This window comes from Streptomyces sp. NPDC048416 (assembly GCF_043200435.1).
GTDB lineage: Bacteria > Actinomycetota > Actinomycetes > Streptomycetales > Streptomycetaceae > Streptomyces.
Window position 1 is genome coordinate 113,344 of record NZ_JBICXU010000008.1, and the last position, 12,599, is coordinate 125,942.

General features: G+C 71.6%; 11 protein-coding genes. 5 read left to right on the forward strand and 6 right to left on the reverse strand.

Features of this window, described 5'->3' with window-relative positions:
- Positions 1-69: 69 nt before the first annotated feature.
- Both ACGFW5_RS13425 and ACGFW5_RS13430 read right to left on the reverse strand, forming a co-directional pair.
- A complete protein-coding gene (locus ACGFW5_RS13425; protein ID WP_393834341.1) occupies positions 70-1,038 on the reverse strand; it encodes a DMT family transporter in 969 nt (322 codons plus the stop codon).
- Between the two features lie 147 nt (positions 1,039-1,185).
- Positions 1,186-1,851, reverse strand: coding sequence for a TetR/AcrR family transcriptional regulator (locus tag ACGFW5_RS13430; RefSeq protein ID WP_393834342.1), 666 nt, complete (start codon positions 1,849-1,851; stop codon positions 1,186-1,188).
- 55 nt (positions 1,852-1,906) lie between these two features.
- Between ACGFW5_RS13430 and ACGFW5_RS13435 the strand changes: the two genes are divergently transcribed.
- The 3 genes from ACGFW5_RS13435 (at position 1,907) to ACGFW5_RS13445 (ending at position 4,234) form a co-directional block, all read left to right on the forward strand.
- The gene (locus ACGFW5_RS13435) at positions 1,907-3,058 is read left to right on the forward strand and encodes an acyl-CoA dehydrogenase family protein (protein WP_393834343.1); all 1,152 of its coding nucleotides are present in this window, start codon (positions 1,907-1,909) and stop codon (positions 3,056-3,058) included.
- A 180-nt stretch (positions 3,059-3,238) separates the two neighbouring features.
- Complete coding sequence (locus ACGFW5_RS13440; RefSeq protein WP_393834344.1) at positions 3,239-3,526, forward strand: YiaA/YiaB family inner membrane protein; 288 nt, start codon at positions 3,239-3,241, stop codon at positions 3,524-3,526.
- A gap of 72 nt (positions 3,527-3,598) precedes the next feature.
- Entirely contained in the window at positions 3,599-4,234 is a 636-nt protein-coding gene (locus ACGFW5_RS13445; RefSeq protein WP_393834460.1) for a TetR/AcrR family transcriptional regulator, read from the forward strand.
- 222 nt (positions 4,235-4,456) lie between these two features.
- On the opposite strand, the gene ACGFW5_RS13450 is transcribed toward ACGFW5_RS13445, so the two are convergent.
- Positions 4,457-4,918: a MaoC family dehydratase gene (locus ACGFW5_RS13450; protein WP_393834345.1), complete on the reverse strand. Its 462-nt coding sequence runs from the start codon at positions 4,916-4,918 to the stop codon at positions 4,457-4,459.
- Positions 4,919-5,035: 117 nt separating this feature from the next.
- Between ACGFW5_RS13450 and soxR the strand changes: the two genes are divergently transcribed.
- A complete protein-coding gene (gene soxR, locus ACGFW5_RS13455) occupies positions 5,036-5,497 on the forward strand; it encodes a redox-sensitive transcriptional activator SoxR (RefSeq protein WP_393834346.1) in 462 nt (153 codons plus the stop codon).
- A gap of 208 nt (positions 5,498-5,705) precedes the next feature.
- Here soxR and ACGFW5_RS13460 read toward each other — a convergent pair whose 3' ends face one another.
- The gene (locus ACGFW5_RS13460) at positions 5,706-6,317 is read right to left on the reverse strand and encodes a hypothetical protein (protein ID WP_393834347.1); all 612 of its coding nucleotides are present in this window, start codon (positions 6,315-6,317) and stop codon (positions 5,706-5,708) included.
- 546 nt (positions 6,318-6,863) lie between these two features.
- On the opposite strand from ACGFW5_RS13460, the gene ACGFW5_RS13465 reads away from it, so the two are divergent.
- Positions 6,864-9,701, forward strand: coding sequence for a penicillin acylase family protein (locus ACGFW5_RS13465; RefSeq protein WP_393834348.1), 2,838 nt, complete (start codon positions 6,864-6,866; stop codon positions 9,699-9,701).
- 26 nt (positions 9,702-9,727) lie between these two features.
- Here ACGFW5_RS13465 and ACGFW5_RS13470 read toward each other — a convergent pair whose 3' ends face one another.
- Positions 9,728-11,029: a serine-threonine protein kinase gene (locus tag ACGFW5_RS13470; RefSeq protein ID WP_393834349.1), complete on the reverse strand. Its 1,302-nt coding sequence runs from the start codon at positions 11,027-11,029 to the stop codon at positions 9,728-9,730.
- Between the two features lie 111 nt (positions 11,030-11,140).
- Positions 11,141-12,424 carry an exo-beta-N-acetylmuramidase NamZ domain-containing protein gene (locus ACGFW5_RS13475; protein ID WP_393834350.1) on the reverse strand — a complete coding sequence of 428 codons (1,284 nt, stop codon included), beginning with the start codon at positions 12,422-12,424 and terminating at the stop codon, positions 11,141-11,143.
- Positions 12,425-12,599: the final 175 nt, after the last annotated feature.

Here is a 12,599-nt window from a genome sequence, read left to right on the forward strand (position 1 = left end):
GATGGGGGGCGGGAACTGCGCGCCCGGCCACACGCAGCACGCACCCGAGCATCCGGCCCCCACCCACGCTCAGTTGACGCGCCCCGCTGTCTCGCTCGAAGGAGGGGACAGCGGGGCGGCCCCAGGCGCCGGCGCGGCCCCGCGCATCCCGACCCGCCCTCGCGACCGCGAAACCCCCACCCCCGCAAGGCAGATCGCCCCGCCCAGAAGCGTCAGCACCCCCGGCACCTCGTCGAGCGCCACCCAGGACAGCAGCACGACCAGCGCCGGCACCACGTACGTCGTCGCCCCCATCCGGCTCGCCGAGGTACGGGCGAGCGCGTACGCCCACGTGGTGAAGGCGAGCGCGGTGGGGAACACGCCGAGGTAGACCATGTTGAGCGTCGCCGAGGCGGGTGCGTCCGCCGCGTCCGACAGCAGTTGCCCGCTGAATGGCAGACAGGCCACCGCCCCCACCAGGCAGCCGAAGAAGGTGACTTGGAGCGGACTGCCGTGGCGCAGCGCCGGCTTTTGCAACACCACGCCGGCCGCGTACGTCGCCGCCGCGCACAGGCACAGCACCACGCCCAGCACGGACGCGTGCCCCTCGCCCGACATCGAGATTCCCACCGCCACCGCGCCCACGAAGGAGACGCCCATTCCCGCGATCAGTCGCGGCGGCAGCGTCTCGCCGAGGAAGCGTGAAGCGAGCAGCGCCATCAGGATGGGGCCGATGTTCACGATCATCGCCGCGGTCCCGGCGTCGACCTGCTGCTCACCCCAGTTGAGAGCCACCATGTAGCAGCCGAACCACAGCACTCCGGAAGCCATGATGCCCGGCCATGCGGCCCGCGGCGGCAGCCCCTCGCGGCGTATCAGCAGCAGGACGCCGAGCACGACCGTTCCGGCGAGCAGCCGGCCCAGGGCGAGGGCGCCCGGCGAGTAGGCGGCGCCGGCGCTGCGGATGGACACGAAGGCGGAGGCCCACAGCACCACGGAGACCCCCGCGGCGGCGAGGGCGAGCCGAGCGGAACGGGGCTCGGAGGAGGAGTTCGTCATGGGAGGACAGTAGGCACAGGACGCGTCCGTCCTCCGGGAATTTCACCCCGGCCGCCGCCCCCGGCCGCCGACCCCGGGCACCCGCACTCGGCACGGGCCCGCGCGGACCCGACCCGCGCCCCCAGCCCCCTCGCTCAGCCCCCTCGCTCAGCCCTTCGGCCCCTCGGCCCGCAGCGCCTCGTACTGGAGCGCCAGCCCGTCGAGCAAGGCCCGCAGGCCCGTCTCGAAGGCGCCCTCGTCGATCTTCTCCTGGCGCTCGGCGAGGAGGTGCGCCTGGCCCAGGTGCGGATAGTTGGCCGGGTCGTACGCCGCCTCGTCGTCCACGAAGCCCCGGGCGAAGGAGCCGAGCGCCGAGCCCATGATGAAGTACCGCATCAGGGCGCCGATCCTGGTGGCCTGGGCGGGCGGCCAGCCGGCCGCGACCATCGCCCCGAACACCGCGTCCGCGAGCCGCAGTCCGGCCGGGCGGCGGCCGGGGCCCTGGGCGAGCACCGGAACGATGTTGGGGTGCCGGGTCAGGACCGCGCGGTAGGCGACCGCCCAGTCGTGCAGGGCGGTCCGCCAGTCGCGGCCGTCGCCCTCGTCGAACATCGACAGGTCGACCTGTGCGGAGGTGGCGTCGGCGACGGCCTCCAGGATCTCGTCCTTGGTGCGGAAGTGGTTGTAGAGCGAGGGTCCGCTGACGCCCAGTTCGGCCGCGAGGCGGCGGGTCGACACGGCCGCGAGCCCTTCCGCGTCCACGAGCGCGCCCGCCCCCGCGACGATGCGGTCGGTGCTCAGGAGGGGCTTGCGCGGTCGGGCCATGCGGCACATAGTAGGCCTGCCAACCGAAAACTAGCAGTGGTAATTAAATTTGGGGTGCAGGGGCATGAACCTGGAGCTGAGCGAGGAACAGGAAGCCGTCCGCCGGCTCGCCAAGGACTTCGTCGACCGTGAGATCACCCCGCACGTCGTCGACTGGGACCGCGCCGAGAACGTCGACAAGTCGATCGTGAAGAAGCTGGGCGCGCTCGGCTTCCTCGGGCTCACCATCGACGAGGAGTACGGCGGCTCGGGCGGCGACCACCTCGCCTACTGCCTGGTCACCGAGGAGCTGGGCCGTGGCGACTCCTCGGTCCGCGGCATCGTCTCGGTCTCCCTCGGCCTGGTCGCCAAGACGATCGCGTCCTGGGGCGACGAGGAGCAGAAGCGCGCCTGGCTGCCCCGGCTGACCTCGGGTGACGCGATCGGCTGCTTCGGACTGACCGAGCCTGGCACGGGTTCGGACGCGGGCAGCCTCGCCACGAAGGCCGTGCGGGACGGCGACGGGTATGTGATCGACGGCGCGAAGATGTTCATCACCAACGGCACCTGGGCCGATGTGGTGCTGCTCTTCGCGCGCACCAACGACACCCCGGGCCACCGCGGCATCTCCGCCTTCCTGGTCCCCACCGACACCCCCGGGCTCATCCGTCGCACCATCCACGGCAAGCTCGGCCTGCGCGGCCAGGCCACCGCCGAGCTGGTGCTCGACGGCGTGCGGGTCCCGGCGAGCGCGCTCATGGGCCCCGAGGGCAAGGGTTTTTCCATCGCGATGTCCGCGCTCGCCAAGGGGCGGATGTCGGTCGCGGCCGGCTGCGTCGGCATCGCGCAGGCCGCACTGGACGCGGCCGTGCGGTATGCCACGGAGCGCGAGCAGTTCGGCAAGCCGATCGCCCACTACCAGCTCGTGCAGGAGCTGATCAGCGACATCTCGGTCGACGTCGACGCGGCCCGGCTGCTCACCTGGCGGGTCGCCGACCTCGTCGACCGGGGTGAGGAGTTCGCGACCGCCGCCTCCAAGGCGAAGCTGTTCGCCTCGGAGGCCGCGGTGCGCGCCGCCAACAACGCCCTCCAGGTCTTCGGCGGCTACGGCTACATCGACGAGTACCCGGTCGGAAAGCTGCTGCGCGACGCCCGTGTGATGACCCTGTACGAGGGCACGAGCCAGATCCAGAAGCTGATCATCGGCCGTGCGGAGACCGGAGTTTCGGCCTTCTGACCCCCTGGCCGTCGAGCATGCGCCGAGCTCCCGGACACCTGCGGCGAACGTCTGCGAGGGGCAGCTGCGAGAGACGTCTGCGAGAGACGTCTGCGAGAGACGTCTGCGAGGGCCGGCTGAGTACGTCCTGAGTACGAGAGCGGATGTGGCCCGTGCCACATCCGCCGCATGCTGTCGCCCATGAGTGACACACAGGTCAAACAGCAGAACACCGCGGCCTACTACGGCCAGGCCGTCGCCGCCTTCTCGATCGCTCTCGTCGCCACCGCGATCGGCATCCTCCGGCTCCAGGCGGACGCCTGGGTGCGCGCGTTCCTGGCCATGGCGGTCCTCTACCTCGTCACGTCCGCCTTCACGCTGGCCAAGGTGATCAGGGACCGGCAGGAGGCCGGCCAGATCGTCAGCCGCGTCGACCAGGCCCGCCTGGAGAAGCTGCTCGCCGAACACGATCCGTTCCAGAAGCTCTAAGCGCTTGCTCACCCTCGGGGTATGGTGTTCGTCCTGCTGAACGAAGCGCGGACGGACGAAAGGGGCGGAGCGATGGGCACGGCTGACGTGACCGAGGAGACGGCCGGCGGCGAGGAAAAGCCGTGGGGCGAGGTCACGCCCGAGGCTGCCAGGAGGCTGCTCGTCGCCGCCGTCGAGGCCTTCGCCGAGCGCGGCTATCACGCGACCACCACCCGGGACATCGCCGGCCGGGCCGGCATGAGCCCGGCGGCGCTCTACATCCACTACAAGACCAAGGAAGAACTGCTCCACCGGATCAGCCGGATCGGCCACGACAAGGCCCTGGAGATCCTGCGGTCCGCGGCCGAGGGCGAAGGCGGCGCCGCCGACCGGCTGGCCGCCGCGGTCCGCTCCTTCGTCCGCTGGCACGCGGGCCATCACACGACGGCGCGGGTGGTCCAGTACGAGCTCGACGCGCTCGGTGACGAGCACCGCACCGAGATCGTGGAACTGCGCAGGCAGAGCGACGCCGCGGTGCGCCGCATCCTCAACGACGGGGTGGCGGCGGGCGAGTTCGACGTGCCGGACGTGCCGGGCACCACCCTCGCCGTGCTGTCGCTCTGCATCGATGTGGCCCGCTGGTTCAACACCGAGGGCCGCCGCACACCCGACGAGGTCGGCGCGCTGTACGCCGACCTCGTGCTGCGCATGGTCGGCGCGCAGAAGTAACGGGCCCCGGCGCTCGGCCCGGCCGCGCGGGAGCGGCGCCGGGCGCCCGTGCCTTCACGTGCGCGTGCGCGTGCGCCTGCGCCTTCGCGTGCGGCCGTGCCTGAGCGTGCGCCCGCGTCTTAGCGTGCTGCCGTGCCGTGCCGTGCCGTGCCGTGCCGTGCCGTGCCGTGCCGTGCCGTGCCGTGCCGAGCGGGGCGGGGCGGGTTCGAGGCCCCGGTCTGCTCAGAAGAAGTAGCGCGAGACCGATTCGGCCACGCACACCGGCTTGTCCCCGCCCTCGCGCTCCACGGTGACCTTCGCGGTGACCTGGACGCCGCCGCCCGCCTCCACGACCTCGGTCAGCTCCGCGGTGGCGCGCAGTCGCGAGCCGACCGGCACGGGGGAGGGGAAGCGGACCTTGTTGGTGCCGTAGTTGATGCCCATCTTCATGCCCTCGACGCGCAGGACCTGCGGAGTCAGGGTGGGCAGCAGTGAGAGCGTGAGATAGCCGTGCGCGATCGTCGTCTTGAAGGGTCCTGTCGCGGCCCGCACCGGATCGACGTGGATCCACTGGTGGTCGCCTGTCGCATCGGCGAACAGATCGATCCGCTTCTGGTCGATCTCCAGCCAGTCGCTGTGCCCCAGCTGCTCGCCCACACCGGCCCTCAGCTCTTCGGCGGACGTGAAGATCCTCGGCTCTGCCATGTCCCTGGTCCCTGCCTCTCGCGACGCTCACGCGCACATGTCCAAGCGCTTGCTCAGCTAGCTCAGCATGGTTGGGGCCACCGGTCCTGTCAACGAGCGGCCAGTAGGGTTCGCGGGGTGCCGCAGATTCCAGAGAAGATCCACGAGCTCACGGTCGGGCAGCTGGCCGCACGCAGCGGGGCCGCCGTGTCCGCCCTGCACTTCTACGAGTCCAAGGGGCTCATCAGCAGCCGCCGCACCTCCGGCAACCAGCGCCGCTACGACCGGGACACCCTGCGCCGTGTCGCGTTCGTCCGGGCCGCGCAGCGCGTGGGCATCCCGCTGGCCACGATCCGGGACGCGCTGGCCGAGCTCCCCGAGGAGCGCACTCCGACGCGGGAGGACTGGGCGCGCCTGTCCGAGGCCTGGCGGGCCGAACTCGACCAGCGTATAGCGCAGTTGGGTCGCCTGCGCGACCACCTCACGGACTGCATCGGCTGCGGCTGCCTGTCCCTGGACACCTGCGTCCTGTCCAACCCGGACGACGTCTTCGGCACCAGCAGGGCCGGCTCCCGCCTCCTGGCCGAACGCAAGCCCTGACGGCTGGTGCCCCCAGCGGCCGCCGAAGCGGCGCGCGGTGTTCGTGCCGGGCCGGATGCGTGCCTCGACGCCCACGCCGGTCGAGCAACGCGGCCGCCGGTTCGTCGGCGTCCTCCTCGTGCCGGCCGACCGAGGCGTGGCCGGGCGGCACCCGGTGGTGAAAGGGCCGTTGACGACGCGGGGGAGAGTCGGCTCGCCCCCGCGCGCCTCATGCCACCGATGCCAGTTCTCCGCGCCATGCCGCCTTCGCCCGCGTCAGGGCCTCGCAGGTCAGCACCGGCTGCGGCACCAGGATCCCGCAACCCGAGCAGACCGGTCCGAACCAGGGCTCGTGGGCCAGGTCCTGGCTCCACACCAGCCGGCTCTCTCCGCAGACCGGGCACGCCGCGCCGGGCGCGGACCGCAGTGCCGAGATCATGCGGCCCAGTACCTCGGCCAGGGGCTCGGTGGGATGGGTGGCGGGATCGTCGCACCAGGCGATTCCGAAACCGCCCCAGGTGCGCCGGTGCCAGTCGTCGAAGGAGCCCGGGCGGCGCAGCCCCGCGTGCTTCTCGCGCTTCCTGCGCCTGGCGAACTCCACTTCGTAGGCGAGCCAGACGGCCCGCGCCGCCTCCAGCTCCTCCAGTGCGGCCACCAGCCGCCCCGGATCGGGGGCCCGGTCCTCGGGCCCGATGCGGTGCCTGCCGCACAAGTGGTCCCAGGTCGCCCGGTGCCCGTAAGGGGCGAACCGCTCCAGGCACTTGCGCAGCGAGTACCGCCGCAGCGCGAGATCGTTCCTCGGGTCGCGCACCTGTCTTGCCAGACTGCGGAAACCAGCCATGGCCCTGCCACCTCCGTCGCTCGTACTTCGGCGTCGAGGAATGGACGTACCGGAAGGCGATCCGGCTCCATCGAATTTCCGGTGACGTCCGTTACGGGGGTTTCGCCTACCCTGTCCCCGGGGTTGGAATCCGATTCTCCCGGGTTCCTCAGAACGTGGCGCGTATGGGCCGGTTGCCCCGCCGACCTGACGGAATGGCCGAAACGCCAGGCCGGAAGCGGTTCCGGGAAAGCCCCCCGCGACGCAAGCCCCAGGCCACCGCCACATCCCCAGACCCGTCAACCGGTCTTTCATCGCAGGGCACTTGGGTCTCACCGGCCCGTTCCGTACGGGCCCGCCCGGCAGAACCCCCGGGACCCGTCACGAATACGCGTTTCGGCGTAGACCGAAAGGGCACGGTTTCCGGGGCCCCCGCCGTGCTCGGGGGCGTGATCGGGCGGCGGTGTGCGGGCGTGTGGACATTCGGAGAAGGTGACGCATGTTCACCTTACGCGGCGCCGTACCCCTGAGTAGCCTCCCGCGCATCGGCCCCCACTAGGAGCGCGCATGCGACGACGCACCGCAAGGCTCAGAACTTCCAGTAGAAGCAAGGGACTCCGGCTCCTGACGGGCAGTGTCGGACGGGGCAGGGCTGTCGCCTGCGCCGCCACCGTCACCGCTCTCTGCGCCGCCCTGCTCGGCCCCGCGATACCCGCCGGCGCCGCCGAGCCCACCGACGGCGACCACTGCCAGGGGCAGTGCTCCGACATCCTGCCGCCCGGCGCCAACGGCAACGCCACCCTCGCCGAGATCCTGGGGAACAAGGTCTTCGGGACCCACCCCGCGCACAGCGACGACGAGCTGGGCAAGTACGACGCCCTGGTGGCCGGCCAGTCCTCACTCACCGACGACAAACTCAACGCCTTCTTCAACGACGCCTCCTTCGGCGTGCCCAACGGGCAGGCGCAGTCGTCGAGTTCACCCCGGCCCGATGTCACCATCACCCGCGACAAGGCGACGGGCGTCCCGCACATCAAGGGCACCACGCGGTACGGCACCGAGTACGGCGCCGGGTACGCGGCCGGGCAGGACCGGCTCTGGCTCATGGACCTCTTCCGGCACATCGGGCGCGGCGAACTCACCTCGTTCGCGGGCGGCGCCCTCGCCAACCAGGGCCTTGAGCAGGAGTTCTGGCCGCAGGCCCCGTACACAGAGGCCGATCTCCAGGCGCAGGTCGACCGCATCCGCACCGCCAACGGCGCCCGCGGCGAACAGGCCATGGCCGACGCCCAGGCCTATGTCGACGGCATCAACGCCTACGCCAAGCAGTCCAAGGACGGCCGCTACTTCCCCGGTGAGTACGTCCTGACCGGAAAGATCGACTCCATCACGAACGTGGGGGAGATCCAGCCGTTCAAGCTCACCGACCTGATCGCGCTCGCCTCCGTGGTGGGCGGCCTCTTCGGCGGCGGCGGAGGCGGTGAGGTGCAGGCCGCGCTCTCGCTCCAGGCGGCCCAGGCCAAGTACGGCGTGGCCGACGGCACCAAGGTCTGGGAGTCCTTCCGTGAGCGCAACGACCCCGAGGCCGTGCTCACCGTCCACGACGGCACCAGCTTCCCCTACGCGGGCAAGCCCGCCGACCCGCAGGGCGCCGCGATGCCCGACCCCGGCTCCGTCGTCCCCGAACAGCTCGTCTACGACCGCACCGGCTCGGCGAACACGGGCGCCAAGGCGGACGTGAAGGTGCCGCCGAAGCTGAAGCCGCTGAAGGGCATGTACGACAACGGGGCGCTGCCCGGCATCGACCTCGGCAAGCCGCGCGGCATGTCCAACGCCCTCGTGGTGTCCGGCTCGCACACCGCGAGCGGCAACCCGGTGGCGGTCTTCGGCCCCCAGACCGGCTACTTCGCGCCACAGCTGCTGATGCTCCAGGAGATCCAGGGCCCCGGCATCAGCGCCCGCGGCGCCTCCTTCGCGGGCGTCGGCATGTACGTCCAGCTCGGCCGGGGCCAGGACTACGCCTGGTCGGCCACGTCGGCGGGCCAGGACATCACCGACACCTACGCGGTGGACCTGTGCCAGGACGCCACCCACTATGTCTACCGCGGCGTGTGCACGCCGATGGAGAAGCTGGAGAAGACCAACTCCTGGAAGCCGACCGTCGCCGACACCACCGCGGCCGGCTCCTACCGGATGCAGGTGTGGCGCACCAACTACGGCATCGTCACCGCCCGCGCCACCGTCGCAGGCAAGCCCGTCGCGTACACCTCACTGCGCTCCACCTACCGCCACGACGCCGACTCGATCATCGGCTTCCAGATGATGAACGACCCCTCCTTCGTCAAGGACGCCACGTCGTTCCAGGAGGCGGCGCAGTCCGTCGACTACACCTTCAACTGGTTCTACGCGGACTCGCGCACCGCCGCGTACTACAACAGCGGCCTCAACCCGGTCCGCAACCCCCACGTCGACCCGTCGCTGCCGGTCAAGGCGGAGCAGGCCTACGAATGGCAGGGCTTCGACCCCGCCGCCAACACGGCCGCCTACACCCCGCCCGCCCAGCACCCCCAGTCGGCCGGCCAGGACTACTACGTGTCGTGGAACAACAAGCAGGCCAAGGACTTCTCCACGGCCGGCTTCGGCGACGGCTCCGTGCACCGGGCGAACCTCCTCGACGGCCGGGTGAAGGCGCTGGTCGCACAGGGCGGCGTGACCCGCTCCTCGCTGACCCGGGCGATGGCGCAGGCCGCCGTCACCGACCTGCGCGGCGAGGACGTGCTGCCCGAACTGCTCAAGGTGCTGCGCAGCGCCCCCGTCACCGACCCTCAACTGTCCACCGCGGTGCAGCAATTGGAGTCGTGGTCGGCCGACGGTACCCAGCGCCGCGAGACGTCGCAGGGCTCGCACACGTACACCCATCCCGATGCGGTGCGCCTCATGGACGCCTGGTGGCCCCTGCTGGTCGAGGCCGAGTTCCGTCCCGGGCTCGGCGACCCGCTCTACGCCGCTCTGACCGCCAACCTCGGCATCGACGAATCACCGTCCGCCGGGCACGGCCCGACCGGCTCGCACGCAGGCTCCGCCTTCCAGTACGGCTGGTGGAGCTATGTCGACAAGGATCTGCGTACGGTGCTCGGGCAGCCGGTGCAGGGTCCGCTGGCCCGCGCCTACTGCGGCGACGGCAAGCTCGACGCCTGCCGCGACAGCCTGCTCACCACGCTGAAGCAGGCCGCCGCCAAGACCCCGGCCCAGGTCTATCCGGGGGACGCCGGCTGCAAGGCCGGTGACCAGTGGTGCGCCGACTCCATCGTGCAGCGCCCGCTCGGTGGCATCACCCAGTCCGCGATCAACTGGCAGAACCGGCCGACGTACCAGCAGGTCGTCGAGTTCCCCAGCCACCGCTAGGACTCCGGGAGGTGTTCGGCCGCGGGTCAGGTCCCCAGGATCCGGCCCGCGGCCAGCACCACCCGGGCCAGTTCGGGGTGGCAGATGTCGCTGTGCGCGCCGGAGGGCGGCCCGCCGTCCTTCACCACGGCCGCCGCGTCGATGCTGACGCACCCCGAGTCGGGCACTCCGTCGCGCAGCGCCTCGGCCAGGGTCAGCGTGGTGCAGGGGCTGACGGCCTGGATGCCGTCGTGGCCGATGGCCCACCACCGCCGGTCGAGGCCGGGCAGGGCGCTCGCGTAGTCGCCGGACAGTGCGGACGCCAGCGGGTAGATGACGCCGAGCGCGGTGTCCAAGTGCGAGTAGCAGGAGACGACCGGACCGTCGATCCGCCCCTGGGCGTCGCTCAGGGCGCCCGCTCCCGCCAGGCCCTCGGGCAGCCGCTCGGCGAAGGTGTAGTGCGAGAAGGCCCCTTCGAGCAGGGTCACCGACTTCAGGTTGCGCGCCCCCTGCGGCAGCCCCGCCAGGGCGAACGCGACGAGGCGGGCCCCCTGACTGTGTCCGACGAGGTGCACGCGCACCTGGGGTCTGGCGACGGCGAGTTGTCCGATCAGCGGCCCCAGCCCGTGCTGCCCCACCGTGCCGGCGCGGTGCTTCATCTCGTAGTAGGTCAACTGGCGCAGCACTTCCTTCGCGCCGTCCCAGAGGTGCTTGAGCGAGCCGCCGATCGAGAACGACGGTCCCGCGGGGCCCGGTTGTACGTCCATCCCGGTCTCGGCCAGCGCGGCCGTGAACCGCCGGCACAGCTCCAGGACGTCGTCCGTCAGGATCGCGGGCGGCGCCCCTGTGCCCCTGTCGAGCGCCAGGTCGCCGGCCGCGCCCGCGGCGGCCGTGACCAGCTGCCGCGTCAGCCGCCCGAAGTCCGTGAACGCCTGCTCGGAGTCGGGCCGTTCCCGCAGATAGGAGGCGATCGTGTCGATGGCATGGTCCTGCCCGGGAAAGAACCCCTTGAGCGCCGCCACGGTCGCGCCGTCCAGGCCGGGGCCGACGGCATCCGCCGTGGCGTGCGGAAAGTCGGGGATGCTTTCGTCCGTGAAGCGGATCGACGGCCAGATCACACCCCCGTACGCGAGCCGCGCCCCCGGGGAGGTGGCCAGTAGCGGGGGGAAGGCGGCGAAGAACCTCCGGAACAGTCCCCGTGCCGTGTCGGGTGTGTTGTTCCAGCCGTGTGCGAACAGCACCAGGTCCGTGGCGTCCACGGCGGTCAGGGCGGCACGCTCGGCGGGATCGGCGTCGCCGTCCGCGTCGAAGGTGATCTCCCGGTACGGCTCGACTCCGATGTCCGTCATGGCCAGACCTCCGGTCCGCTCGACGATGAGCGCCCCCCATCGTCCCGCCGCACCACGCCGTCGGCCATACGCGCGACGGCGAAGGTCGCAGCGAGGGGCCGCCGGCTGCGCTCAGGCGTACATCAGGTACGCCCGGCGTACCTCCCGGAAGGCGTCGAGCCCCGGCTGCCAGGCGGCGACGATCTCGTCCGGGCCGGCGCCCGCGTCGACCATCGTCCGTACCAGGGCCGAGCCCGTGAGCTTGTCGATCCAGTGGTCGGGCCGCCAGGCGAACCCGCGCCACGCCTGTTTCGCGGTCACGAGCAGGGCGACGCCGGTACGTACGGCATCGAACGACTCCCGGTCGTGGATGTGCAGTTGTACGCCACCCACCGTCCTCCCCTGGAACTTGGAGAACGTCGGCGCGAAGTAGGTCTCACGGAACAGGACGCCGGGCAGGGCGAGTTCATGGAGCGTGGCGGCCCAGCGGCCGTCGACGCCCTCGGCACCCAGGAGCTCGAAGGGCCGTGTGGTGCCGCGCCCTTCGGACAGATTGGTGCCCTCGAAGAGGCAGGTGCCCGCGTAGACGAGGGCGGTGTCCGGTGTCGGCATGTTGGGGCTGGGCGGCACCCACGGCAGCCCCGTGACGTCGTGGAAGTCCGAGCGCCGCCACCCGGTCATGCGCACGGTGGTCAAGCGCACCTTCCCGCCCAGGAACTCGGCGTTGTAGAGCCGGGCGAGTTCGGCCGCGGTCATTCCGTGCGCCTGCGCGATGGGCTGCCGTCCGACGAAGGTGGCGAACGCCGGGTCGAGGACGGGCCCGTACGCGGCTCGTCCGGTCACCGGGTTGGGCCGGTCCAGGACGACGAACCGCTTGCCTGCGAGGGCGGCGGCCTCCATGCAGTCGTACAGGGTCCAGATGTAGGTGTAGAAGCGGGCGCCGACGTCCTGGATGTCGAACACGACGGTGTCCACGCCGGAGGTGGTGAAGATGTCTGCGAGGGGGCGGCCGCTCTTCGTGTACGTGTCGTACACGGGCAGCCCGGTCGCCGGGTCCTCGTAGCGCCCCTCGGAGCCGCCGGCCTGGGCCGTGCCGCGGAACCCGTGCTCCGGGCCGAAGACGGCGCTCAGGTCGACCCGGTGGTCGGCGTGCATGACGTCCACGATGTGACGCACGTCGCGTGTCACCCCGGTGGGGTTGGTGACGACACCCACCTTCTGGCCGGCCAGGGCGGTGTAGCCGTCGGCGGCGAGGCGGTCGAAGCCGGTGCGTGCGGGGTGGGTGTGGGGCGTGGCGGGTGCGGGCGTGGCGTGTTCGGGGGAGGCGTGGGCCGGGGTCGCGTTGGCCGGGGTGGTGAGGGTCGCCGCCGTTCCCGCGGTCGCGCCCGCGAGCAGGGTTCGCCGAGTGAGACCCATCCGCATACCTCCGCATTCCCGCGCCCGGACACCCCGGGGCCGCGCCTGGGTGGCGCTGGTCCTCCGTCGCCGGACAGCCCGAGAATGCCAGAACGCCCGCACGCGGGCCGGCCGATCCGGGGAGGCGAGCGCGTCCTGTACGGAATCGCGGCAATGCGACAGGCTGGTGACAGGG

Coding starts and splice junctions, on each gene's coding strand:
- ACGFW5_RS13465 (WP_393834348.1), top strand. CDS start 6,864: ATGCGACGACGCACCGCAAGGCTCAGAACTTCCAGTAGAAGCAAGGGA.
- ACGFW5_RS13470 (WP_393834349.1), bottom strand. CDS start 11,029: ATGACGGACATCGGAGTCGAGCCGTACCGGGAGATCACCTTCGACGCG.
- ACGFW5_RS13475 (WP_393834350.1), bottom strand. CDS start 12,424: ATGGGTCTCACTCGGCGAACCCTGCTCGCGGGCGCGACCGCGGGAACG.
- ACGFW5_RS13440 (WP_393834344.1), top strand. CDS start 3,239: ATGAGTGACACACAGGTCAAACAGCAGAACACCGCGGCCTACTACGGC.
- ACGFW5_RS13445 (WP_393834460.1), top strand. CDS start 3,599: ATGGGCACGGCTGACGTGACCGAGGAGACGGCCGGCGGCGAGGAAAAG.
- ACGFW5_RS13435 (WP_393834343.1), top strand. CDS start 1,907: ATGAACCTGGAGCTGAGCGAGGAACAGGAAGCCGTCCGCCGGCTCGCC.
- ACGFW5_RS13425 (WP_393834341.1), bottom strand. CDS start 1,038: ATGACGAACTCCTCCTCCGAGCCCCGTTCCGCTCGGCTCGCCCTCGCC.
- ACGFW5_RS13430 (WP_393834342.1), bottom strand. CDS start 1,851: ATGTGCCGCATGGCCCGACCGCGCAAGCCCCTCCTGAGCACCGACCGC.
- ACGFW5_RS13460 (WP_393834347.1), bottom strand. CDS start 6,317: ATGGCTGGTTTCCGCAGTCTGGCAAGACAGGTGCGCGACCCGAGGAAC.
- ACGFW5_RS13450 (WP_393834345.1), bottom strand. CDS start 4,918: ATGGCAGAGCCGAGGATCTTCACGTCCGCCGAAGAGCTGAGGGCCGGT.